This window comes from Deltaproteobacteria bacterium HGW-Deltaproteobacteria-4 (assembly GCA_002841765.1).
Taxonomy (GTDB): Bacteria; Desulfobacterota; Desulfuromonadia; order Desulfuromonadales; family UBA2197; genus UBA2197.
The window spans coordinates 15602-36883 of the sequence record PHAV01000020.1 but is presented as its reverse complement, the minus strand read 5'-3'; the positions used below and the strand labels follow the sequence as shown (position 1 = coordinate 36883).

The 21282-nt window shown below is 53.8% G+C and carries 29 protein-coding genes and 3 tRNA genes; 25 read left to right on the top strand and 7 right to left on the bottom strand.

Translation table 11 applies throughout. The features are described 5' to 3' along the window. The first annotated feature begins 58 nt into the window (after positions 1 to 58). From CVU69_12445 to CVU69_12405, 9 genes are all read left to right on the top strand, one after another. Positions 59 to 334, top strand: a complete 276-nt coding sequence (locus tag CVU69_12445; protein PKN11483.1) for a DNA-binding protein HU — start codon at positions 59 to 61, stop codon at positions 332 to 334. A 79-nt stretch (positions 335 to 413) separates the two neighbouring features. After that, positions 414 to 490 (top strand) — tRNA-Asp (locus CVU69_12440). Between the two features lie 10 nt (positions 491 to 500). Beyond that, positions 501 to 576 (top strand) — tRNA-Val (locus CVU69_12435). 23 nt (positions 577 to 599) lie between these two features. Beyond that, positions 600 to 676 (top strand) — tRNA-Asp (locus CVU69_12430). A 198-nt stretch (positions 677 to 874) separates the two neighbouring features. Continuing rightward, positions 875 to 1621 carry a YebC/PmpR family DNA-binding transcriptional regulator gene (locus CVU69_12425; protein ID PKN11482.1) on the top strand — a complete coding sequence of 249 codons (747 nt, stop codon included), beginning with the start codon at positions 875 to 877 and terminating at the stop codon, positions 1619 to 1621. Positions 1622 to 1639: 18 nt separating this feature from the next. Continuing rightward, complete coding sequence (locus CVU69_12420; GenBank protein ID PKN11481.1) at positions 1640 to 2155, top strand: crossover junction endodeoxyribonuclease RuvC; 516 nt, start codon at positions 1640 to 1642, stop codon at positions 2153 to 2155. Further along, positions 2152 to 2760 carry a Holliday junction branch migration protein RuvA gene (locus CVU69_12415; GenBank protein PKN11480.1) on the top strand — a complete coding sequence of 203 codons (609 nt, stop codon included), beginning with the start codon at positions 2152 to 2154 and terminating at the stop codon, positions 2758 to 2760. Before CVU69_12420 ends, CVU69_12415 begins: the two co-directional genes overlap by 4 nt. Positions 2761 to 2767: 7 nt before the next feature. Beyond that, positions 2768 to 3805 (top strand): Holliday junction branch migration DNA helicase RuvB, encoded by a 1038-nt coding sequence (locus CVU69_12410; GenBank protein PKN11479.1) that lies wholly within the window; start codon positions 2768 to 2770, stop codon positions 3803 to 3805. Continuing rightward, positions 3798 to 4577, top strand: a complete 780-nt coding sequence (locus tag CVU69_12405) for an SAM-dependent methyltransferase (protein PKN11478.1) — start codon at positions 3798 to 3800, stop codon at positions 4575 to 4577. The genes CVU69_12410 and CVU69_12405 overlap by 8 nt, the downstream gene beginning before the upstream one ends. On the opposite strand, the gene CVU69_12400 is transcribed toward CVU69_12405, so the two are convergent. Together CVU69_12400 and CVU69_12395 are read right to left on the bottom strand one after the other, a co-directional pair. Further along, positions 4574 to 5053 carry a hypothetical protein gene (locus CVU69_12400; protein PKN11477.1) on the bottom strand — a complete coding sequence of 160 codons (480 nt, stop codon included), beginning with the start codon at positions 5051 to 5053 and terminating at the stop codon, positions 4574 to 4576. The two genes, CVU69_12405 and CVU69_12400, sit on opposite strands and share 4 nt — an antisense overlap. Continuing rightward, the gene (locus tag CVU69_12395) at positions 5050 to 5304 is read right to left on the bottom strand and encodes a hypothetical protein (protein ID PKN11490.1); all 255 of its coding nucleotides are present in this window, start codon (positions 5302 to 5304) and stop codon (positions 5050 to 5052) included. Before CVU69_12395 ends, CVU69_12400 begins: the two co-directional genes overlap by 4 nt. A gap of 76 nt (positions 5305 to 5380) precedes the next feature. Between CVU69_12395 and CVU69_12390 the strand changes: the two genes are divergently transcribed. The 7 genes from CVU69_12390 (at position 5381) to CVU69_12360 (ending at position 9664) form a co-directional block, all read left to right on the top strand. Continuing rightward, positions 5381 to 5644, top strand: coding sequence for a hypothetical protein (locus tag CVU69_12390; GenBank protein PKN11476.1), 264 nt, complete (start codon positions 5381 to 5383; stop codon positions 5642 to 5644). Between the two features lie 57 nt (positions 5645 to 5701). Next, positions 5702 to 7054 carry a signal recognition particle protein gene (locus CVU69_12385; protein PKN11475.1) on the top strand — a complete coding sequence of 451 codons (1353 nt, stop codon included), beginning with the start codon at positions 5702 to 5704 and terminating at the stop codon, positions 7052 to 7054. An 82-nt stretch (positions 7055 to 7136) separates the two neighbouring features. Next, complete coding sequence (locus CVU69_12380; protein PKN11474.1) at positions 7137 to 7394, top strand: 30S ribosomal protein S16; 258 nt, start codon at positions 7137 to 7139, stop codon at positions 7392 to 7394. Further along, entirely contained in the window at positions 7291 to 7956 is a 666-nt protein-coding gene (gene rimM, locus CVU69_12375; protein ID PKN11473.1) for a 16S rRNA processing protein RimM, read from the top strand. Before CVU69_12380 ends, rimM begins: the two co-directional genes overlap by 104 nt. Further along, positions 7946 to 8692, top strand: a complete 747-nt coding sequence (locus CVU69_12370; protein ID PKN11472.1) for a tRNA (guanosine(37)-N1)-methyltransferase TrmD — start codon at positions 7946 to 7948, stop codon at positions 8690 to 8692. The genes rimM and CVU69_12370 overlap by 11 nt, the downstream gene beginning before the upstream one ends. Continuing rightward, positions 8686 to 9240 (top strand): hypothetical protein, encoded by a 555-nt coding sequence (locus tag CVU69_12365; protein ID PKN11471.1) that lies wholly within the window; start codon positions 8686 to 8688, stop codon positions 9238 to 9240. The genes CVU69_12370 and CVU69_12365 overlap by 7 nt, the downstream gene beginning before the upstream one ends. A 79-nt stretch (positions 9241 to 9319) precedes the next feature. Beyond that, positions 9320 to 9664 (top strand): 50S ribosomal protein L19, encoded by a 345-nt coding sequence (locus tag CVU69_12360; GenBank protein ID PKN11470.1) that lies wholly within the window; start codon positions 9320 to 9322, stop codon positions 9662 to 9664. Between the two features lie 78 nt (positions 9665 to 9742). Here CVU69_12360 and CVU69_12355 read toward each other — a convergent pair whose 3' ends face one another. Continuing rightward, positions 9743 to 9934, bottom strand: a complete 192-nt coding sequence (locus tag CVU69_12355) for a hypothetical protein (protein ID PKN11469.1) — start codon at positions 9932 to 9934, stop codon at positions 9743 to 9745. A gap of 105 nt (positions 9935 to 10039) precedes the next feature. On the opposite strand from CVU69_12355, the gene CVU69_12350 reads away from it, so the two are divergent. Genes CVU69_12350 through CVU69_12340 form a run of 3 tightly spaced genes read left to right on the top strand, consistent with a single transcriptional unit; the run spans position 10040 to position 12519 of the window. Continuing rightward, positions 10040 to 10681, top strand: coding sequence for a ribonuclease HII (locus tag CVU69_12350; protein PKN11468.1), 642 nt, complete (start codon positions 10040 to 10042; stop codon positions 10679 to 10681). Beyond that, positions 10678 to 11040 (top strand): YraN family protein, encoded by a 363-nt coding sequence (locus CVU69_12345; GenBank protein ID PKN11467.1) that lies wholly within the window; start codon positions 10678 to 10680, stop codon positions 11038 to 11040. Before CVU69_12350 ends, CVU69_12345 begins: the two co-directional genes overlap by 4 nt. Positions 11041 to 11094: 54 nt before the next feature. Further along, on the top strand, positions 11095 to 12519 hold the full coding sequence (locus tag CVU69_12340) for a histidine kinase (protein ID PKN11466.1): 1425 nt from the start codon (positions 11095 to 11097) through the stop codon (positions 12517 to 12519). Here the strand turns inward: CVU69_12340 and CVU69_12335 are convergent. Further along, positions 12516 to 13787, bottom strand: a complete 1272-nt coding sequence (locus CVU69_12335) for a transporter (protein ID PKN11465.1) — start codon at positions 13785 to 13787, stop codon at positions 12516 to 12518. The two genes, CVU69_12340 and CVU69_12335, sit on opposite strands and share 4 nt — an antisense overlap. A gap of 130 nt (positions 13788 to 13917) precedes the next feature. On the opposite strand from CVU69_12335, the gene CVU69_12330 reads away from it, so the two are divergent. The 3 genes from CVU69_12330 to CVU69_12320 are packed head-to-tail and all read left to right on the top strand — an operon-like array spanning position 13918 to position 16742. After that, positions 13918 to 15996 (top strand): DNA ligase (NAD(+)) LigA, encoded by a 2079-nt coding sequence (locus tag CVU69_12330; protein PKN11464.1) that lies wholly within the window; start codon positions 13918 to 13920, stop codon positions 15994 to 15996. After that, positions 15926 to 16204: an acylphosphatase gene (locus CVU69_12325; protein PKN11463.1), complete on the top strand. Its 279-nt coding sequence runs from the start codon at positions 15926 to 15928 to the stop codon at positions 16202 to 16204. Before CVU69_12330 ends, CVU69_12325 begins: the two co-directional genes overlap by 71 nt. A gap of 10 nt (positions 16205 to 16214) precedes the next feature. Next, a complete protein-coding gene (locus CVU69_12320) occupies positions 16215 to 16742 on the top strand; it encodes an NAD(P)H-dependent dehydrogenase/reductase (protein ID PKN11462.1) in 528 nt (175 codons plus the stop codon). Between the two features lies 1 nt (position 16743). Here CVU69_12320 and rsmI read toward each other — a convergent pair whose 3' ends face one another. From rsmI to CVU69_12305, 3 genes are all read right to left on the bottom strand, one after another. Continuing rightward, positions 16744 to 17595 carry a 16S rRNA (cytidine(1402)-2'-O)-methyltransferase gene (gene rsmI / locus CVU69_12315; GenBank protein ID PKN11461.1) on the bottom strand — a complete coding sequence of 284 codons (852 nt, stop codon included), beginning with the start codon at positions 17593 to 17595 and terminating at the stop codon, positions 16744 to 16746. Continuing rightward, positions 17588 to 19537 carry an NAD(+) synthase gene (locus CVU69_12310; GenBank protein PKN11460.1) on the bottom strand — a complete coding sequence of 650 codons (1950 nt, stop codon included), beginning with the start codon at positions 19535 to 19537 and terminating at the stop codon, positions 17588 to 17590. Before CVU69_12310 ends, rsmI begins: the two co-directional genes overlap by 8 nt. Before the next feature lie 84 nt (positions 19538 to 19621). Then, on the bottom strand, positions 19622 to 19888 hold the full coding sequence (locus CVU69_12305; protein ID PKN11459.1) for a hypothetical protein: 267 nt from the start codon (positions 19886 to 19888) through the stop codon (positions 19622 to 19624). A 272-nt stretch (positions 19889 to 20160) separates the two neighbouring features. On the opposite strand from CVU69_12305, the gene CVU69_12300 reads away from it, so the two are divergent. From CVU69_12300 to CVU69_12290, 3 genes are all read left to right on the top strand, one after another. Further along, positions 20161 to 20565 (top strand): hypothetical protein, encoded by a 405-nt coding sequence (locus tag CVU69_12300; GenBank protein ID PKN11458.1) that lies wholly within the window; start codon positions 20161 to 20163, stop codon positions 20563 to 20565. Beyond that, positions 20519 to 20698: an SAP domain-containing protein gene (locus CVU69_12295; GenBank protein ID PKN11457.1), complete on the top strand. Its 180-nt coding sequence runs from the start codon at positions 20519 to 20521 to the stop codon at positions 20696 to 20698. Before CVU69_12300 ends, CVU69_12295 begins: the two co-directional genes overlap by 47 nt. Positions 20699 to 20778: 80 nt before the next feature. After that, a complete protein-coding gene (locus CVU69_12290) occupies positions 20779 to 21282 on the top strand; it encodes an Hsp20/alpha crystallin family protein (GenBank protein ID PKN11456.1) in 504 nt (167 codons plus the stop codon).

The window sequence follows — 21282 nt, the reverse complement described above, 5'->3', positions numbered from 1 at the left end:
TATAAACACTCCGCATTGAAGCAGTTTCATCCTAATCAATTAAAGCATGGAGGTTTTTGTGACTAAAGCAGATCTTGTCAACGAAATGGCAGAGAAGACGGGCTTCAGCAAGGTAGACACGGAAAAGTGCCTCAAAGCTCTTATTGAAACGGTGACTGAAGCCCTCAAACAAGGCGACAAGGTTGCATTGGTCGGTTTTGGAACCTTCAGCGTTGGTGAGCGCGCTGAGCGTACCGGCAAGAATCCCCAGACTGGTGCGGCGATCAAGATCAGCGCCGCTAAAACCCCGAAATTTAAAGCTGGCAAAGTCCTCAAGGATGCTGTCAACGCTTAATTTTTCAATAATGTCCAGCTAGAATTCAGAGAACCGGCGGCCCCACTGGCTGCCGGTTCTCTGTCTCAAAAGAACCTTTGGGGCTGTAGTAGAGTCGGTTACAACGCCGGCCTGTCACGCCGGAGGTCGCGGGTTCAAGTCCCGTCAGCCCCGCCATTGACTCAACGGGCGAATAGCTCAGCTGGGAGAGCATCGGCCTTACAAGCCGAGGGTCACAGGTTCGAGCCCTGTTTCGCCCACCAATTTTTATTCCCAGACCTGTTTCGGGGCTGTAGTAGAGTCGGTTACAACGCCGGCCTGTCACGCCGGAGGTCGCGGGTTCAAGTCCCGTCAGCCCCGCCAGAAAAATTAAAGAGGCGACCATGAAAATTGGTCGCCTCTTTAATTTTTATCAGTGCAATCAAATATCAACGGCCGGATATCAACAGGATATCCGGCCCTTCTCTTTACTGACGTCCTTCTTGCCGAAGGGGCTTCCTTTGTGCTATAGAATGCTGCCGTCAAACGGTCGGACAAATTCGGACAAGGAGAATTAATACCATGTCAGGTCATAGTAAATGGGCGAACATCAAACACCGTAAAGGCGCTCAGGACGCGAAAAGAGGAAAGATTTTCACCAAGATTATTCGCGAAATTACGGTAGCAGCCAAGACCGGCGGCGGCGATCCGGATGCCAATGCCCGTCTGCGCACAGCCATCGATAAAGCCAAATTTGAAAATATGCCGAAGGATACCATCGATCGGGCGATCAAAAAAGGGACCGGCGACCTCGACTCCGTTGTCTATGAAGAAGACAGCTTTGAGGGCTACGGCCCGGGCGGGGTGGCGATTATTGTTGAATTCATGACCGACAACCGGCAAAGGACTGTTGCCGATGTCCGTCATATCTTCAGTCGCAACAACGGCACCCTCGGTGTCACTGGTTCCGTCTCCTTCCTTTTTGATCGTAAAGGTTTGATCTCTCTCCCCAGCAGTTATGATTTTGACCAGATTTTCGAGATTGCTCTGGAAGCAGGGGCCGACGATGTCAATGAGGAAGGGGATTCGATTGAGGTTATCACTGCACCGTCCAGCTTCACAGCCGTCCGCGATGCCATCGCTGCACAAGGTCTGAAGTGGGAATCGGCCGAGGTGACGATGATTCCCCAAACCATGGTAAAACTGGAAGGGAAACAAGCGGAGCAGATGTTGAAATTGATGGAGAAACTCGAAGATTACGACGACGTGCAAAACGTTTATGCCAATTTCGACATCTCCGATGAAGAGATGGAAGCTATTCTCGGATGAAGCATACATGGACTTTTGATGCGCATATTAGGGATTGACCCGGGGACGCGGGTCACCGGTTACGGCATCATTGAAAAAGTCGGGAACCGACTGATCCATGTCGATAACGGCGGCATCTTTACCCGCGCCGATATGGAACTTGCCGACCGCCTCAAGCTTATTTATGATGGACTTTGTCAGGTGATCAGTGACTACGCACCGGGAGCAGTTGCCGTCGAACAAATATTTCTCGCCAAGAATGCCCTCTCCGCCCTTAAACTTGGGCATGCACGCGGCGCCGCCCTGTTGTCCGGAGTCAATCACGGCTTACCGGTCTTTGAATATTCCGCGTTACAGGTCAAGAGCGCTGTTGTCGGCTATGGTAAAGCTGAGAAAATCCAGGTACAGCAGATGGTCAAGACCCTGCTAAAACTCCCCGAAATTGCTCAGGAAGATGCCTCCGATGCTTTGGCCGTTGCTATCTGTCACGCCCACACCAATGTCCTTCACTCTGAACGTATGTTGAAAACGGCTAACCATTTGAGGCGCTCATGATTGCCATGTTGACCGGTCAACTCGTCAGCAAAGGAACCGACCAGATCATTATCGAGGTGGCTGGCGGTGTCGGTTATCGGGTTTTGATTCCCCTTTCGACCTTTTATTCCCTGCCCGATGACGGAACAGTTAAACTTCATATCCATACTCACGTTCGCGAAGATGCCCTTCTCCTCTACGGTTTCTTGACGGCTGACGAGCGCTCCCTCTTTATCCTCCTCCTCTCCGTTGCCGGAGTCGGGCCGAAACTGGCGCTTAATATCCTTTCGCACGCCAGCCCGGGTGATCTCCGGCAGGCCATCTCTGCTGGCGACGTGAAAAGACTGGCGACCTTGCCCGGTATCGGCAAGAAGAGTGCGGAACGTCTCGTTCTCGAACTCAAAGAAAAGGTCAATAAGCTTGATCTCTCTGGCGACCTGCTTGACCGGGGACGAGATTTTGTTATGCCCCCGTCGTCTGACCAGGCGGAAGACGCCCTTTCTGCCCTGCTCAATCTCGGTTATAAAGATGTACAGGCGCGTAAGGCACTGGCTGCCATTGTTATTACTCCGGAGACCCCGCTGGAAGAGATCCTCAAGAACGCGTTGAAAGCCTTGATGCGTTAGGAGCAGAATGACGAACGAACGGATCATTACGCCCGATCTTGCTGCCGATGACGATAACTTTGAGGCGTCGCTGCGACCGCGGCGGCTGACAGAGTATATCGGCCAGATCAAGGCCAAAGAGAATCTTCAGGTCTTCATTGACGCTGCCCGCTCACGCCGCGAGACTCTCGACCACGTCCTCTTTTACGGTCCACCGGGACTGGGCAAGACTACCTTGGCCAACATTATTGCCGCCGAGATGGGGGTCAGTATCAAAAGCACCTCGGGTCCGGTCATCGAAAAAGCCGGCGACCTGGCGGCTGTCCTCACCAATCTCGAAGCCGGCGATGTCCTCTTTATCGACGAGATCCACCGTCTTTCCCCGGTCATCGAAGAGGTCCTCTACCCGGCACTGGAAGATTACCAGCTCGACATCATGATCGGTCAGGGCCCCTCCGCCAGGACCATCAAACTCGACCTCCCCCGCTTTACCCTCGTGGGCGCCACAACCCGCATCGGCCTCCTCTCCTCACCTTTACGTGATCGCTTCGGGGTCATTACCCGCCTGGAGTTCTATACGCCGGATGAACTGGCGGTTATTATCCGCCGCAGCGCCGGAATTTTGGGGATTCCCATTACCGAAGACGGCGCTGATGAAATTGCCCGGCGCTCCCGCGGCACCCCCCGCATCGCCAACCGCCTGTTGCGGCGGGTACGGGATTTTGCTGAAATCCTTGGCAATGGCCGCATTGATCAGGACTTGGCCGCCTTGGCTCTACGCCGCCTCGAAGTCGATCTGTGTGGATTTGACCACATGGACTGCCTCCTCCTTTTGACCCTCATCGATAAATTCTCCGGCGGTCCGGTCGGTCTTGAAACCCTCGCCGCAGCTATTGGCGAAGAGAAAGGTTCAATCGAAGACGTCATTGAGCCCTACCTGATTCAGCAGGGTTATTTAAACCGGACGCCGCGGGGACGAATAGCGACTTCCCTTGCTTATCGCCACTTTGCCCGCGTCGACCCGCGCCGCAGCTCTGCACAGAATATTCTTTTTGCCGATGAATGAGTTTCCCCCCTGCCCCGACTTGCTTCCCCTCCTTCATCCCGATGAAACCCTTGACACGCTCGGCTACGGCAAACTGCAAATTATCCAGCCGCGGCAGGGGTTCCGCGTTACCATCGATCCGGTTCTTCTGGCCAGCTTCACCCGGATTAAGGCGGGGGAAAGATGGATCGATCTTGGCTGTGGCAGCGGGGTATTACCCCTGCTCTTAGCTAGTCGCGAAGCAGGGATACAGATGACCGGGATCGAGATAGATCCGGCCAGCGCCGACCAGGCGTGCAGAAATATCCTTCTCAATAATCTTGAAAAACAAATTGACATTATTCCGGGAGATTTACGCGATCTGCGTAAATCTCATGCAGCGCAATCCCTCGATGGCGTTATCACCAATCCTCCCTACCGGCGACCGGAAAGCGGACGAATTTCCATTGGAGAGCAACGCTCTACTGCCCGCCACGAACTGCACGGCAGCCTTGACGATTTTCTCGACGCGAGCCACTATCTCCTCAAAAATGGCGGACGTTTTTATGCCATTTATCTGGCGGAACGAATTCCGGAACTTTTGATTAAAATGTCCGCTAAAATGATCGAACCGAAGCGACTCCGCTGCATCCACCCGCGGCGGGAGAATGCCGCCAACCTCGTCCTGATCGAGGGACGGCGCAATGGCCGACCGGGATTGACCATTGAACCACCGTTATTTCTTTATGAAGGGGAGGGTTATTCGGAAGAAGTGCGGATGTTGGCAGGAGATTTTGTTGAAAAGCGGGATTAACTTTTGCTCAAGAGATGATGGAGCAAAAGCTTGCGCCAAGCATTATGGAGCTCGTCTTCGTCAGGAGGAAGGAGTCGATTAAGCTCCCCCTCCTCTGCCGGGGTCAGGGGGCGCAACACTATCTCTTCCGTAGGAATTACGGGAACAGGAATTTCCGGCTGGCCATGACGGAGGTGAATATCCTCCAACACCCCGGGGGCGATAGCACGATTTAAACGTTCGAGAATCCGCGGCTTAAGCAGTTGTAATTGTTGCATCCAGACCGGATGATCGACCCGCACCTCGAGAACCCCGCCCCGCAAACGAAAGGGTTGGGCATGTTGTGCAGTCTGCGGCCCGACCACTTCGGCCCAGACTTTCCAGGCACGATAAGGCTCAAGACGTTCACGTACCCCCATGTTCCGGGTCAAAGCGTCAAGAACGGCTCCGGCCGCCGCCGGGTGGAACATGCGATTACGCCGTACAGGGGGACTCATCGCTGCAGGCGCCGGAGTAAGCGCCCCCCCGCCATCTGACCCAAAACGGCGCAGCCGAGGGTCAGAGGAATCCACTTCCAGCCAAAATTGAGCCAAACTCGCAGGAAAATAATCAGGGGGATTGACGCGTGTATATAAAAAAACCACTGCCAGGAAAAACGCAAGGAGCGCTGCCGTAAATAACCGAGAGGAATGTTGGCAAGGAAGGCAAAACCAAGGAGCCCTGAGAGATTGATTGCGAAAGAGGACACTATAAAACCTTTCAACATTTTTCTAAGTTTATCCGTAACTGCCAAAGAAAGTCAATTACGCTAAAAGGATACTGCCATGGTTCGCGAAAATGATTTCATTGCGGTCTTTCACTCTATTCATCGGGTAATGAAAGCGGAAAAAATATTGAAGGGGGCCGGGGTACCGATACTGTTGATACCCGCACCCCGGGAGATCAGTTCTGATTGTGGACTGGCCCTGCGCTATACCCCGGATGATGCCGAAAGAATCCAGAATCTCCTTTTTGGACAAGGCCTCCCGCCGGCCGAAGTCTATCAATATCAGGGGGGGAAATTCACCGCCCAAGAGATATTCCCTTGACAACAACAGAGGGCTTCTCTATATTTCGCATTTTGCAAAACTTTCCTGGGATATCCCATGTTCGATACGCTCAGTGAAAAATTTGAGAGCATTTTCAAAAAGCTACGCGGCCAAGGCCAACTGACTGAGGAAAACATTCAGGAAGCGTTGCGCGAAGTGCGCCTCGTTCTTCTCGAAGCCGATGTTAACTTCAAGGTTGTCAAAGATTTTGTCGCGTCAGTCCGTGAAAATGCCATCGGTCAAAATGTCCTCAAAAGCCTGACTCCGGGGCAACAGGTTATCAAGGTCGTTCGTGAAGAACTTGGTCGCCTCATGGGCGAGGGGGAAGCCAATCATCTCAATCTGGATGCCCGTCCACCTGTAGCAGTGATGCTTTGCGGACTCCAGGGGGCCGGAAAAACGACGACTTGCGGCAAACTGGCCCTGCGCCTGCGCAAAGAAAAACGTTCGCCGCTCCTCGTACCTGCCGACATCTATCGCCCTGCTGCCATTGAGCAGCTGAAGACCCTGGGGCGCCAACTCGACATCCCGGTTTTCGATGCAAAAGCCGACATGGATCCGGTGCGTATTTGTACCGAAGCGCGTCGTTTTGCAGAATTGAACGGCTACGATACTCTGATTCTTGACACGGCCGGACGTCTGCATATCGACGAAGCACTGATGTCCGAATTGGTGCGCATCAAAGAGAGTCTGTCTCCAAAAGAAATTCTTCTTGTTGCTGACGCAATGACTGGTCAGGAAGCGGTGAATATCGCCGAAGGGTTCAACCAGAAGCTGGGAATAACCGGTATCATCTTGACAAAGCTGGATGGCGATGCCCGCGGTGGCGCCGCTCTTTCCATGCGGGCGGTCACCGGCAAACCGATCAAGTTTTCCGGTATCGGTGAAAAACTCGACGCTCTTGAGGTTTTTCACGCCGACCGCATGGCGCAACGCATTCTCGGGATGGGGGATGTCCTCTCGCTGATTGAAAAGGCGCAAGGTGCCATCGATCGCGATGAAGCCCTGGCCCTGGAAAAGCGGGTAAAAAAGGAAGGCTTCACCCTCGAAAACTTCCGTGATCAGATGCAGACCATCAAAAAAATGGGTTCCATGGAGTCAATTATCAGCATGATTCCCGGCGCCGGCAAAGCCCTTAAAGAAGCTCAGGGGATGCAGGCCCCGGATAAAGAATTGAAACGAATCGAAGCAATTATCAACTCGATGACAGTTGCCGAACGCCGCGATCATCATCTCCTTAATGGCTCGCGGCGTTTACGGATCGCCAAGGGGAGCGGCACCACGGTTCAGGATATCAATGTACTTATCAAGCGTTTCAGCGAAGCGCAAAAAATGATGAAGAAGATGCAGCAGCTAGGTCCCAAGGGACTGCGCAGCCTCATGGGACGAGGCGGTCGTTCCCCTTTTTAAAGTGAACAGGGACCTTACTTTAGTATGTATTATCAACCCTTTCGATATTGATCGAAACAACGTAAAAGAGGAGTAGAAAACTATGTCCGTTAAAATTCGCCTTGCCCGTGGCGGTGCCAAGAAAAAGCCTTTTTATCAGGTCGTTGTCGCTGATGGTCGTTTTCCCCGCGATGGCCGTTTTATCGACAATCTTGGACAGTACGATCCGAAACAGAATCCGCCGATGATCAGCCTGAATGAAGAACTCGCCATTGACTGGTTGCGCAAAGGCGCTCAGCCGACTGAAACAGTTCTGCAGATTCTTCGCACTTCCGGCATTCTTGCCAAAGCTAAAGCGTAAGAACGATACTGCTGTGTCTATGCAACCGATGGATGTCGATCCTCTCTTTCCGGCAGGAGTTGTCATCGGCGTCCACGGCTTGCGTGGTGACTTGAAAGTCCGACCTCATTCCGGTGATTCATCTTCGCTGGATAGTGTTAAAGAAGTCACCCTGTGGCGAGAAAGCAAGAAAAGCCTGCATCAGGTACAAAAAGCATCTCGCCATAAAGGAAATCTTCTGCTTCGCCTCGAGGGAATTTCTTCCGTCGAGAGTGCAGAAACATTCATCGGATGCGAAGTCCTCATCTCCCACGATGATTTGGCATCCCTTCCAGAAGATGAATTTTACTGGTTCCAGCTTGAGGGCCTGCGGGTTGACGATAGTCAATACGGAGATCTCGGCAGGATAGTTGAGATTTTCACCACACCGGCCCACGATATTCTCGTCGTACGCGGCCCGCATGGTGAAGTTCTTATTCCGGTAGTTGACGCCTTCATTCTCAAGATCGATGAAGACGCCAAGATCATGCACGTTGATCTGCCTGAAGGATTAGTTCCCGAAACGGATTCTGATGCGCTTTGATCTGCTCACCCTCTTCCCGAGCATGGTCGAATCTCCCTTTGCCATGAGCATTTTAGGGAAAGCGGTAGAACGTGGCATCATTGACATCCGCGCCTGGTATCTACGGGATTGGGCTGAGGGCCGCCATAAAGTCACCGACGACATCCCCTATGGTGGCGGAAACGGCATGGTCCTTAAACCGGAACCGGTGGCGCGGGCGCTGCAGAAACTGAAAGAAGAGACGCCGCAATCAAAAGTCCTGCTCATGAGCCCGCAAGGGCAGCGATTCGATCAGCAGGAAGCAGCGAAGTTAAGTCAGGAAACCGGCCTTATCTTTGTCTGCGGCCGCTACGAAGGATTTGACGAGCGCATCCGCTCCATGGTCGACGCCGAATACTCTATTGGCGATTTTGTCCTGACTGGCGGGGAATTGCCGGCCATGGTCATGATCGATGCTATTGCCCGACTCATTCCCGGTGTTCTTGGCAATTGCAACAGTGCAGTCACCGACTCTTTTGCCGACGGACTCCTTGAGCACCCGCATTATACGCGACCACAGGAGTTCAACGGAATGAAGGTTCCCGAAGCCCTCCTCAGCGGCGACCATGCCAGGATTGCCCGGTGGCGGCGGACCGAACAGTTAAGACGCACCTGGTTACGGCGCCCGGAACTACTCGAAAGCGCTGAACTCTCTGCTGAGGATAAAAAATTCCTCGCGGACATGGTGCAGGAGAAGGAAAGCTCCAGTCCGTGTTAAGCCGTCTTGCGGTTGCCTTGGTCCATTACCCGGTGCTCAACCGTTGCAACGAGGTGGTTGCAAGCGCTGTCACCAATCTGGATCTGCATGATATTGCTCGCACCTGCCGCACTTTCGGGGTCGGACGTTTCTTTGTCGTCACCCCGGTCAAAGAACAGCAAAAGGTTGTAGAGCAGATCCTTGAGCATTGGCTGCACGGTTATGGCTCGACGCATAATCCCGATCGTTGCAGCGCATTTCAACTACTGGAGACAGTGACTGATCTTGAAACGGCTCGGGAGCGCTGGAGTAAGAAACACTCCCGACCGGCACGGATCATCGTAACCAGTGCAAAAAGCCCGCAAGGGTTGAACGGTCAAGACTGCCAACGCCTGCTCATAGAAGAGCCGCTTCTGCTGGTTCTGGGGACAGGATCAGGACTGGCACCGGAGATTATCGAGCGGAGCTTTGAAACATTTCAATCGATTCAGGGAGTTGCAGACTACAATCATTTACCGGTCAGAGCGGCGGCGGCCATCATTCTCGACCGGATCTTCACAGGACGTTGATTCTAAACCACAGCCCGCCCCGTGCATGCGCCGGGAGCAAAACGATTTGTCCGAAAATCGGCATAGAGGAGAAGAAAACATGAACACAATTGAACGTCTCGAAATGGAACAGATGCGCAAGAATATCCCGGTCTTCAAAGGCGGCGATACTCTTCGCGTTCACGTTAAGATTGTTGAAGGCGACAAGCAGCGCATCCAGGTTTATCAAGGGGTCTGCATCAAGCGCCTCAACCGCGGCCTCGGTTCCAGCTTTACTGTCCGCAAGATTTCGAACAGCTACGGCGTCGAGCGTATCTTCCCGCTCCACTCGCCGAGCATCGACAAGATAGAAGTCGTCATGTGCGGTGATGTACGGCGCGCCAAGCTTTATTACCTGCGCAACCTGCAGGGCAAAGCAGCCCGCATCCGTGAGAAGCGCTACTAAACCAAGACCAAACAAAACGCCCCGATCATGCTGATCGGGGCGTTTTGTTTTACACTACTGATGTTAAAGTCCGGTCGATCAGTGGTGAACAGCCGGCGCCATCACTGCAGTTTCAGGGGACGAATAAACAATTGTAATCAGTACGGCCAGGAGGAGATACAGACACGCGGTCGCCCACCCTCCTTGTGCCAAGGCCGCACGCAAATTCTTCCAGTCGACCAACAAAAAGAGATATGCCAAAAAAAAGATTCCCAGAAACAGTCCAGCCATAACGTACTCTCCTTCACTTTGAATAATTTAATAACAAAAGCCGAAAGATTGTAGCGCAGACATTTCCGGAAATCCAGCTGGAAATGCAAGGAGGGTCAATCGACCATGCAACTATCCTTCCCCGACACAGCAACAAGCACTCCCCTTGACTACGAACTTTCAGCTAAACAACGCGGCTATGCTGCCATCGCCGGAATTGACGAAGCTGGACGGGGCCCCCTCGCCGGACCGGTCATTGCGGCAGCGGTCATCCTGCCCGACAGCTTCGATCTCCCCGGCTTAACGGACTCAAAAAAACTCTCGGCTAAAAAACGCGATGAACTATACCCCCTTATTCTTAGTCAAGCACGGGCCTTCTCTATCGGCCTTGTTTCTACGGCGACAATTGATCGTGTCAACATCTTGCAAGGGACCTTGCTGGCAATGCAAACAGCGGTAACGCGTTTACAGATTCCTGCAGATTATCTCCTTGTCGACGGCATCAGCAAAATACCGCTCAGCACGCCACAACTCACCATCAAACAAGGAGATTCCCGTTCTCTCTCCATTGCGGCCGCTTCGGTTCTGGCGAAAGTTGTCCGTGACCGGATCATGTGCGCCTTTGCTCGCCACTACCCACAATATGGTTTTGCCGAACACAAAGGCTATGGGACTGCAGCTCATCTCGCGGCCATCGCCCGTTTTGGACCTTCCCCCCTGCACCGGAAAAGCTTTCGCGGTGTCCGGGAATATGTTCCCGAACCATGACCGAGGCCCGACTCTCTCTTGGTCGCTGCGGTGAAGATGCCGCAGCTCTCTATCTCGCTGAAAAGGGGTACCGCATCGTCGCTCGCAATCTCCGCACCCCGGTCGGAGAGATCGATATCATTGCCCAACATGTCAAACTACTCATCTTTATCGAGGTAAAGACGCGGCGATCTCTTGCTTACGGCTCTCCTCAAGAAGCGGTCGGGCCACGAAAACAGCGGCAGATCATTCGCACCGCCCAATGGTATCTGAGCGATACCCAGCACCGCGGATTACAACCACGTTTCGATGTTATTGCCATCCTTTATCTCCCGTCCGGCCCGCAAATCGAACACATCGTCAACGCCTTCAGTCTTTGATTCTCTATCGATGGCAGAATTGGCCCTGGAAGATTAAAATGGAATGAGTATTGCTTGGCAGAAGTTATCCGGTTTTTTATTTTTGATCTGCACATGGAGCGCCATTACATGAACGGCGGGAACAAAGAGAAGAAAAAATCTCAAAACGCCCAGAATCAAGGAATTCTATTAGTCTTTCTTGGTCTTTGCGGAGTTCTCTTTGCTTTTGTCGGCGAAGCGCTCATCGATATGGTTTTTGAGGGGGGAACATTTTTTCAGGTTTTTCTTTCTCCCTCCCCCCAAAAAATGGCTATTCGCGCTCTTTTCAGCGGAACATTAATCCTCTTCATTCTCTATATCGCGTCTATCTGGCGAAAACGCGACTTACTCGAAAACTCACTGCAAGAAGCACTGGAAGTTGCGTGCATTGAAAAGAACAAATCAGAAGCAATTCTTGAAGTCATCGGCGATGCTATCAGTATCCAGGACCTCAAGCTGAATATCCTTTACCAAAACCGTGCTCACCTCGATTTAATGGGGAACCATCTCGGCGAAGCATGCTACAGCGCTTATCAAAAGAGAGAGACAGCATGTGGAGACTGCCACCTCTTACAAAGTTATGAAGACGGTCTTCCTCATCGCCGCGAATCAGCCGCGCTGGTGCGGGATGAAATTATTCATGTTGAAATTATCTCCACTCCACTATGTGACAGTTCGGGAAAGATCGTAGCCGGCATTGAATCCGTAAGGAATATCACCAAACGGAAGGAGACGGAACAGAGCATCCTTACCCTAAACGAAGTACTCCGGCAAAAGACACAAGAACTCAGCGCCTTGAACCATGACTTGAAAGCCTTCAGCTATTCCCTGTCGCACGACCTGAAGACGCCGTTGACCATCATTTACGGTTCGTCTCAAGTTCTTCACGACATTTACTCTTCGCAACTTGATGAAACCGGAGTTTACTTACTTGAACAGATTATTGTGGCCGGTGAACGGATGGACCAACTTCTTGACGCCATGCTACAGATGGCACACCACGCACAAAGGGAGATGAAGCTGGAGACGATCAATTTAAGTCTGATGACAAACGAGATTGTCGCGACGCAGAGGGCCAACGCCCCCAACCGGTCCATTCACTATGTGATTGCCGACAAGATCATCTGCCAAGGGGATCCGCACCTGATCCGCTCCGTGCTGGAGAATCTATTGGGGAATGCCTGGAAATACACCCGCAACACCCAAGATCCGGTCATCGAGTTTGGCCGCCAGGTTCGTGATGGCGTTGAATGCTGTTTTGTCCGCGACAATGGGGCCGGCTTTGATATGGAGAAAGCGGATCAACTCTTTCGCCCCTTCCATCGCCTCCATACACAAGAGGAATTTGAAGGAAATGGCGTAGGACTGACGACAGCGCAGCAAATTATTCACCGCCATGGCGGACGTATCTGGGCGGAGGGGAAAAAACGTGAAGGGGCTACTTTCTACTTCTCTCTTTAGTCACGATCCAAAGATTTATCCCCCTCCGGCAGAATCAGTTCAATCTCTTCAATCCGTCGTCCCCCGACCCTCCGCACTACAAAGGTCACCCCCTGCGCCGAACAGTGCGCCCCCTCGGCTGGAATCGTTCCGAATTGCCGCAGCAGGAAACCGGCCATGGTCGTCACATGTTCTTCCGACAACTCCAGAGCAAAGCGCTTGTTAACACTGCGGACAGACTCCCCACCGACGATCAGATAATGTCGCGGTGAGATCTCCTGAAAAGCAATTTCGGCGATGTCGTATTCATCATCAATTTCACCGACGATCTGTTCAACGATATCTTCCATCGTCACCAGACCTTCCACAGCACCATATTCATCGACGACGATGGCCATGTGCATCCGCAAACGCCGGAAGGATTGCAGCAGTGTTTCAATCCGTTTCGATTCCGGAACAAAGTAAGGCGGGCGCACCCGCTCCTGCAGACAAAACTCGTCAGGACGGTCGACATAACGGAGAATGTCCTTGGCGTGAATCACGCCGACAATTTTATCGAGATGTTCATCGTAGACCGGGAAACGGGAATGGGGAGCATTTTGAATCAAACGGAGCAGGTCGGGAAAAGGTGTTTTTATCTCGATTCCGACAATTTCAGGTCGGGGAACCATGACATCGCGCACCTGAATATGAGACAAATCGAAAACGCCGTGTAGCATCAAATGCTTTTCCTGCGCAACAGCACCGGATTGTTCTCCACTGGTAAGGATCGTCCTGATTTCATCTTCAGAGATCACAGACCGACCCGCTTCCCGACCCAGGCACCGCATAACCAAACGCGAGAGGCCACTTACGACCCAGACAAGAGGTTTGAGCAAAAGCATACAGAAACGAATAACCGGCAGGACGGCGAATGCAACTGATTCCGCACGCCGCGCCGCATAAGTTTTGGGAGTGACTTCACCGAAGATAAGGAGTAGCGGTGTAAGAATTAATATTGTCAGAAACTCACTATTTTTCTCGCCGAATATACCGACCAGAAAAGTTGTCGCAAAAACCGAGAGCGCAATATTGATGACATTATTGCTGACTAACAGAGTACCGAGAAGTCGCTCTGGCTGGCTAAGAAGTTCTTCGAGCTTCTCGGCATGACGCCGCTTCTTCTGCACCAGATAGTTCAACCGCATGCGATCGAGAGCAAAGAGTGCTGTCTCCGAGCCGGAGAAGAAGGCCGAGAAGAGTAAAAGGAGGCCGAGACCTAATAAATGAAAGAGTTGTTCCGTTGACATATGGCACTACACTCCTGAACTAGTGGAAATGTCCGGATATTAGACTAAATTTTCACAAATGACAATCTTGTCGACACCTTGCGGCTATGCTATATATCGGTGCCAATTCCCCCTTGCAGGAGCGCTACCGATGGATCACGAGGAAGCCGCCAGTCGTCATGCCGAACTCTGTACAATCCTGCGCCGCCACAGCTACCTTTATTACGCCCTTGATCAGCCGGAGATCAGCGACAGTCAATATGATCTGCTCATCAACGAACTGAGCCAACTCGAAAAAGTTTTTCCCGACCTGATCAGCCCGGACTCACCCACACAACGTGTCGGTGCTCCACCTCTTGATAAATTTTCACCTTATCGCCACACCGTGCCGATGCTCTCTCTCGACAATGCCCGCAACGAAACCGAACTTTACGACTTTGACAATCGTATCAAAAAAGAAGGGGGACGATTTGAAGAGATAGAGTATGTCTGTGAAGTCAAACTTGACGGACTCGCCGTCGAATTGATCTATGAAAAAGGCGTCCTGATTAATGGCGCCACCCGCGGCGACGGCATTGTCGGCGAACAGATTATCGAAAATCTCCGCACTATTTCCAGTATCCCCTTACGCCTGATTGGAGATTTTCCGGAACTTCTGGAGGTCCGTGGCGAGGTCTATATTGACAAGGAATCCTTCCAGAAATGGAATCGTGAACTGGAAGAGAGCGGCGCTCCCCCCTTTGCCAACCCCCGTAATGCCGCAGCTGGGTCGCTGCGACAACTCGACTCCCGCATCACCGCTAAACGACCGCTGACGATCTTCTGCTACGGTCTTGGCGCCATGGCTGGCCAACTCCCGACCAACCATTTTTCCACGCTGCAAGCACTGCGCGACTTCGGCCTGCGCGTCAACCTTGCGGAAACCAAACTAGTGCGCGGTCCGGCGGAGGTTATCGCCTGCTACCATGATCTCATCGCCCGGCGCGAAGAACTCCCCTACGAGATCGACGGCATGGTCGTCAAGGTCAACGACCTGTCCCTGCAGCGCGATCTCGGCGAAAAGAGCCGTTCGCCCCGTTGGGCCATTGCTTTCAAATTCCCCCCCCGTCAGGCGGTCACCACCGTCGTTGACATCCAGCTTCAAGTCGGTCGTACCGGTGCGATTACGCCGGTGGCGATCCTTTCCCCGGTCGAGGTCAGCGGCGTCATCGTCAGCCGCGCCTCACTCCATAACTGGGACGAAATCGCCCGCCTCGACGTACGCATCGGCGATCAGGTGGTGGTCGAACGCGCCGGCGACGTTATCCCTGATGTCGTGCAGGTATTGGCCGAAAAGCGCAACGGTAGCGAAGTTTTCGTCCAGTTGCCGGACAGCTGCCCCGAATGTGGTTCCCCCGTCAGCAAATTAGAAGGGGAGGTAATCCCCCGCTGTCAAGGACTTGCCTGCCCGGCCCAGCTCAAGGAGGCACTCATCCACTATGCCTCTCGCAACGCTATGGATATCGAAGGACTGGGAGAGCGCTACGTCGAACAGCTCCTGAACCTCGGACTGGTGTCAAACGTCGCCGATCTTTACAAGCTGACTCAAGCGGACCTCTTCCGCTTTGAGAGGATGGGAGAAAAACTTGCCGAGAATCTCTTGGCGGCCATCGCTCAAAGTAAAACCCGTCCCCTTCCCCGCCTCCTCTTCGGCCTCGGCATCCGTCATGTCGGCGTTCACCTCGCCAAGGTTCTGGCCCAACAGTTCGGCTCCCTCCCTGCCCTCGAACGCGCCAGCTTCGATGAACTCTGCGCCATCCACGAAGTCGGACCGCAGGTCGCGCAGAGTGTCGTCAACTTCTTCACGGCCCCGCGTAACCGGGAAATCCTCGATCAACTCCTCGCCGCCGGCGTGTCGCCAGGGGCAGAGGTTAAACGGAGCGGCGGCCCCCTGGCCGGCAGGATCTTTGTCTTCACCGGCGCGATGAGCCGTTTCGGGCGGAAGGAAGCGCAGGAGTTGGTCGAACGCCGCGGTGGGCGGGCGAGTGGTTCGGTGAGCAAGAAGACCGACTACGTTATCGCCGGTGACGAGGCCGGGAGCAAATTGGATAAAGCGCGGGAACTCGGAGTGACGGTGCTCAGCGAAGAGGAATTTGAAGAGCTCCTCAAAAAACTGGAGGATGGTGATGATACGAGCGACACTGCAGGTGACGGGACAGGTACAGGGGGTCAATTTTCGCTCTTCGACTAAATCTGAAGCTGACACCCTCGGCCTGACCGGTTGGGTGCGCAATCGCCCTGACGGCAGCGTTGAGGTGGTGATTGAAGGGCCCAAAGAAGCCGCGCAGCAACTCATCGACTGGTGCCAGCACGGTCCGGTCTGGGCGCGGGTTGATGGTCTGATGATCGAGTGGCAGGCGGCAAGCGGAGAATTCAGCGAGTTTAAGGTAAGCCGATAAGGAGGACAATATGTTTATGGAGCTCTTGCAACAACGGCGCAGTATTCGCCAGTTTAAATCCAATCCGATCAGACCGGAACAGCTCGCCCAGCTGACTGAAGCGCTCCTCCGTGCCCCGACATCACGGGGGCGCAACCCCTGGCATTTCGTGGTGGTTGACGATCCGCAACTCCTCACTCAGCTCTCCAAAGCTAAGGCGCATGGCGCTGAATTCCTGGAAAACGCACCTTTGGCGGTGGCGATCTGCGCCGATCCGGCCGTGAGCGATGTCTGGGTGGAGGATTGTGCTATTGCCGCCATTATCCTGCAGCTGACCGCAGAATCGATAGGGCTGGGGAGTTGCTGGGCACAGATGCGACTGCGCAGCGATGCTAACGGCCACAGTGCAGAGGCGAATGTCCGGGAGATCCTCAATCTGCCGGAAGCGTGGAACGTCGACTGCATCATCGGCATCGGCCAGCCGAGCCAACGCCTCCCCGGCCATCCCCGCGCCAGCCTGCCGGACGGGAAAATCCACCGGAATCGTCAGCCGGAGTAAGCTACTCTTCGTCAGCAGCCCGAAGCGACAACGCTTCCTTGTAAACCTCATCCCCCGGTAGCCCGTAAGCCTTGGCCACCTGTTTAACAGCGGCGCGCAGCAGCATCCCTTCGGCGAGAAGCTGCGCCAGCGCCTCCTTGACCGTCACAGTCGGTGTCTCTGCCGCAGTCGCCGGGCCGATAAGGAGGACGATCTCCCCCTTGATCTCCCGAGTAGCGAAGTGCTGCTGTACCTCCTCTGCTCTCCCCCGCACCAACTCCTCGTGTATCTTGGTCAACTCCCGTGCCACCGCCACCGCACGCTCCGCCCCGAGTTCCTCGACGATCTCCGCCAGGGCCTCGCCGAGACGGTGCGGCGCTTCATAAAAGAGCGTCGTGCGCTGCTCGGCGCGCAGTCGCGTCAAAGCTTCCCTGCGCGCCGTACTCTTGGCGGGGAGGAAGCCGGCGAAGACAAAGGCGTCGGTCGGCAGACCGGAAATCGCCAGGGCGCTGATCACCGCCGAGGGGCCGGGGATAGCGACAACCGGCAGGTTGGCGTTGCGACAGGCGACGACGATACGGTAGCCGGGGTCGCTGATACCGGGAGTACCGGCATCGGAGATCAGGGCAATCGACTTGCCGTCCTGCAATTTCTCCAGCAATTTCTCGGCTTTCGGCTCTTCGTTATGCTGGTGGTAGGCGGTCAAGGATGTGCTAATGCCGTAATGATTGAGGAGCTTGCGGCTGTGGCGGGTATCCTCGCAGGCGATGAGATCGACCTCCTTAAGGATGCGCAGGGCGCGCAGGGTGATATCTTCGAGGTTGCCGATCGGCGTGGCGACGAGATAAAGAGTGCCGGAGTGCGACTCAGACATGAAGATCCTCCAGTTCCGCCAGCCACAGGGCGGCAGAGGCATCGCTCGGCATCCGCCAATCGCCACGGGGGGAAAGAGCGACGCTCCCGACTTTGGGGCCATCCGGGAGGACAGAGCGCTTGAACTGCTGGGAAAAGAAGCGCTGGAAAAAGACTGTCAACCAGCGATGGATTTCAGCAGGAGGATATTCACCAACAAAGGCGAGGCAGGCGAGCGTGTAGATTTTGCGCGGGCCAAAGTGTAATCGTACGGTGTTATAGAGGAAAAAGTCATGGAGGCGATAAGGGCCGACATGATCCTCGGTGACCTGGGCAATCTCGCCACTGGCGTTCGGCGGCAGGAGTTCGGGAGAGACTGGTGTCGCGACAACATCGTGAAGAATTTGCGCGGTTTCGCCACTGAATTCTTCCTCAGCGCACCATTCAACCAGATAGCGCACCAGGGTCTTGGGAACCCCGGCATTGATCCCATACATCGCCATATGATCGCCGTTGAAGGTACACCAGCCGAGGGCAAGTTCGGAGAGATCGCCAGTGCCAAGGACCAGTCCGCCGACTTGATTGGCAATATCCATGAGAATTTGTGTCCGCTCCCGCGCCTGCGAATTTTCGTAGGTGATATCGTGACAGGCTTCGTTGTGACCGATATCGGCAAAATGCTGCCGCACCGCCGCATCGATGGAGATGATCCGTAAGGTGACACCGAGGCTGGCCGCAAGGACTTCGGCATTATTGCGGGTGCGGGCGGTGGTGCCGAAACCGGGCATGGTGACGGCGACGATGCCGCTCCGGGGCAGATCGAGTTTGTCAAAGGCCTTGACCGCCACCAGCAGCGCGAGGGTCGAATCGAGCCCTCCGGAGATGCCGAGGACAATTTTTTGCGATGCTGTATGGAGGAGACGCCGACCAAGGCCGGTCGTCTGGATGGCAAAGATTTCCGCACAGCGTTCAGCCCGCTCTTGCCGATGCGACGGGACAAAGGGTGCCGGATCGATACTGCGCAGCAGGGTCGTGACCGGAGCTGCAGAGGGAAGTTCGATAGGGAGAATGCGCACTGGTAACAGGGAGCTTGTCGCAAAGGTCGAACTGCGACGCCGCTCGTTGAGCAGTCGCTCGCAATCGATATCAGTGAGAGTGAGCGTCGAAGCAAAGGAGAAGCGCTCACTCTCGGCGAGGATGACGCCGTTTTCAGCGATCAGGCAGTGGCCGGAGAAGACCAGATCGGTGCTCGATTCGCCGGGACCGGCGCCGGCATAAGCGTAGGCAGCAAGACAGCGCGCTGACTGCAGGCGCACCAGATCGCGGCGATACTCCATCTTCCCCAGCGTCTCGGGACTGGCGGAGAGATTGGCAATCAGGGTGGCGCCGGCCATAGCGAGGTCGGCGCTCGGCGGACTAGGGCTCCAGAGATCTTCGCAGAGCTCAATACCGAAAAGGGCGGCAGCGGGAGTCGGTAGAGAGAAGAGCAGATCGGTACCGAAGGGAACTTCCCCGCTGGTAAGGACAATTGTCCGGCTCGTGCTCTGCTCTGCGCCGCAGAACCAGCGGCGCTCGTAGAACTCTTGACTATTGGGGATATGCCGCTTGGGAACAACGCCAATAACCCGGCCTGCAGCCATAACAACGGCACAGTTAAAGAGTCTGCCCCCCTGCATCAACGGTGCGCCGACGATCAACGTCAGTGACCACTGCCGGGAAAGTTCCGCCAAACGGGCAATCCCGGCTTCTGCGCCATGCAACAGGGTCGGTTGCAGAAAGAGGTCAGCACAACTGTAGCCCGTCACTGACAATTCGGGACAGAGCAGTACTTGCGCCCCCTGCCCGGCGGCTTCTACAGCCATTCCGGCGATGATTTCGCAATTATAGAGAGGATCAGCAAGGCGCAGCGCCGGACTGGCAACCGCGACACGCAACATTCCCAGAGGGGCAAGATCGACCGGCATCGGTAACTCCTTGGTTGAAAATGTCGATATTGTAGCGGCATTACGCCGGTTTGACCAGAAAAAGCTAAAAAATTCAGCCTCTACCTAGCGACTGCGTGATATTTCCCTCGAAAAAGAGGCGGCAATTGCGCGCTGCTGCGCCAACACCTCTGCCATATCCCGTTCACCCCGCCGCATACTGATAAGCAAGATCGCGCCAACCGTCCAGCTCAGGATCAACAGGAAGCTCACCCCGAGCAGCAACCGACGCTGCTGCCCGGAACGCGTGCCGACTTTACTCTTAACGGGTTGAAATCTCTGATTGTGCTGAAACGGGACAGAAACGGGGATAAAGTGATCGCAACTCTTCATGACAAAACCTCCTGCTCTTGATTGTGTGCAGCACAATTAGCAGAACTGGTCAGTCAGTTTGTGTCCTGGCAAACTATTTAATTTTTACAACGCTGATTTTTTCTGCTCGCGTCGTGAAGAAAAAATCAAAGGGGCTTGCATTGAAGCAATTGACCGTTACTATTTTTTAACGACCATATTTAACCGGAGATTTAACTCAGAGGATTAGCAAGTTAGATCTTCAGCGCTCCGCAAACAGACAGACTAAACAGTTCAAACTTCGGAAGGTCCTTATGAAAGTAAATATCTCCGGCACCATGGCTCAATTGATGGGAAATTGGACCCGTACTGAAATGACCGACCGCAATATCGATTCCCTCGCGGTCTCGTTACAACAACTAAAGGTGGCCGAGGTGAAGAACCTGCGCATCGATTGTGGTCAGCTAAACGAAGTTGATGCGAGCGGGTTGCAGGTTCTTTACATCTGGCTCCGCTCTTTCAAGTTCCGGGGCATTGACCTGCAGATGATTAACCCGCCCCGTAAATTGCGAAATACACTCCAGGGATTACTGATTGAAATTTGTTATCAGGAAAAAACCTTTTGGGCAGAACCTCAGCTTAAAAAAAACAATAAAGGGAGGAAATTCCACGATGAAAATCGATGCGATCAAAAAAATTGCCAAACAACATCAGCTTAAACCCGGCAAAGCCAATAAAGGCGAACTCATCCGGGCCATTCAGCAGGCCGAGGGGAACACAGCCTGTTTTGGCAGCAACAGTGTCAACGAATGTGGACAGTCCAATTGTTTGTGGCGCGAGGATTGTACCTGATTCGAGACAAAATCCTTTCGCTCGAAGGTGATTCAAACAACCGGGGGAGTTCACCCCAAACAACAACGGAGGAGAGAGCCATGGCAGACGATAAAAAAGAAATCTCCATATCGGAGAAAAGAGGTGAAAAACCTGGTGAGTTACAGAAATACACTTCCCCTTTCGCAGAGATGGAGCAGTTGTTCGATGACTTTTTTCAGCGGCGTTTCTTTGCACCGTCCTTTATGCCCCGCTTCAAGTTCCCTGAATTGACCAGCGTCTCGACGTCAATCGACATGTTCGAAGATGGGAATGACCTCGTCATCAAAGCTGACCTGCCGGGGATCAAAAAGGAGGAGATCAACGTCGACTTCACCGACGATATCATCACTATCTCCGGGGAGAAAAAGTCGGAAGAGAAGACTGAACGCAAAGATTATTACCGGGTGGAACGTTCCTATGGCTCGTTCGTCCGGAAACTCCGGCTGCCGGTAGAGATTCAGGTCGACAAAATCAATGCCTCATTCAAAAACGGGGTCCTGGAAATCAGGATGCCGAAAACTGAGAGCAAAAAGCCGCAAGCACAAAAAATCACCGTGAAATAG

Coding starts and splice junctions, on each gene's coding strand:
- CVU69_12290 (PKN11456.1), top strand. CDS start 20,779: ATGGCAGACGATAAAAAAGAAATCTCCATATCGGAGAAAAGAGGTGAA.
- CVU69_12310 (PKN11460.1), bottom strand. CDS start 19,537: ATGCCGGTCGATCTTGCCCCTCTGGGAATGTTGCGTGTCGCGGTTGCC.
- CVU69_12345 (PKN11467.1), top strand. CDS start 10,678: ATGACCGAGGCCCGACTCTCTCTTGGTCGCTGCGGTGAAGATGCCGCA.
- CVU69_12415 (PKN11480.1), top strand. CDS start 2,152: ATGATTGCCATGTTGACCGGTCAACTCGTCAGCAAAGGAACCGACCAG.
- CVU69_12380 (PKN11474.1), top strand. CDS start 7,137: ATGTCCGTTAAAATTCGCCTTGCCCGTGGCGGTGCCAAGAAAAAGCCT.
- CVU69_12300 (PKN11458.1), top strand. CDS start 20,161: ATGAAAGTAAATATCTCCGGCACCATGGCTCAATTGATGGGAAATTGG.
- CVU69_12420 (PKN11481.1), top strand. CDS start 1,640: ATGCGCATATTAGGGATTGACCCGGGGACGCGGGTCACCGGTTACGGC.
- CVU69_12350 (PKN11468.1), top strand. CDS start 10,040: ATGCAACTATCCTTCCCCGACACAGCAACAAGCACTCCCCTTGACTAC.
- CVU69_12305 (PKN11459.1), bottom strand. CDS start 19,888: ATGAAGAGTTGCGATCACTTTATCCCCGTTTCTGTCCCGTTTCAGCAC.
- CVU69_12355 (PKN11469.1), bottom strand. CDS start 9,934: ATGGCTGGACTGTTTCTGGGAATCTTTTTTTTGGCATATCTCTTTTTG.
- CVU69_12390 (PKN11476.1), top strand. CDS start 5,381: ATGGTTCGCGAAAATGATTTCATTGCGGTCTTTCACTCTATTCATCGG.
- CVU69_12405 (PKN11478.1), top strand. CDS start 3,798: ATGAATGAGTTTCCCCCCTGCCCCGACTTGCTTCCCCTCCTTCATCCC.
- rimM (PKN11473.1), top strand. CDS start 7,291: ATGAAGAACTCGCCATTGACTGGTTGCGCAAAGGCGCTCAGCCGACTG.
- CVU69_12330 (PKN11464.1), top strand. CDS start 13,918: ATGGATCACGAGGAAGCCGCCAGTCGTCATGCCGAACTCTGTACAATC.
- CVU69_12400 (PKN11477.1), bottom strand. CDS start 5,053: ATGAGTCCCCCTGTACGGCGTAATCGCATGTTCCACCCGGCGGCGGCC.
- CVU69_12425 (PKN11482.1), top strand. CDS start 875: ATGTCAGGTCATAGTAAATGGGCGAACATCAAACACCGTAAAGGCGCT.
- CVU69_12410 (PKN11479.1), top strand. CDS start 2,768: ATGACGAACGAACGGATCATTACGCCCGATCTTGCTGCCGATGACGAT.
- CVU69_12385 (PKN11475.1), top strand. CDS start 5,702: ATGTTCGATACGCTCAGTGAAAAATTTGAGAGCATTTTCAAAAAGCTA.
- CVU69_12325 (PKN11463.1), top strand. CDS start 15,926: ATGGTGATGATACGAGCGACACTGCAGGTGACGGGACAGGTACAGGGG.
- CVU69_12335 (PKN11465.1), bottom strand. CDS start 13,787: ATGTCAACGGAACAACTCTTTCATTTATTAGGTCTCGGCCTCCTTTTA.
- CVU69_12295 (PKN11457.1), top strand. CDS start 20,519: ATGAAAATCGATGCGATCAAAAAAATTGCCAAACAACATCAGCTTAAA.
- CVU69_12320 (PKN11462.1), top strand. CDS start 16,215: ATGTTTATGGAGCTCTTGCAACAACGGCGCAGTATTCGCCAGTTTAAA.
- rsmI (PKN11461.1), bottom strand. CDS start 17,595: ATGTCTGAGTCGCACTCCGGCACTCTTTATCTCGTCGCCACGCCGATC.
- CVU69_12370 (PKN11472.1), top strand. CDS start 7,946: ATGCGCTTTGATCTGCTCACCCTCTTCCCGAGCATGGTCGAATCTCCC.
- CVU69_12360 (PKN11470.1), top strand. CDS start 9,320: ATGAACACAATTGAACGTCTCGAAATGGAACAGATGCGCAAGAATATC.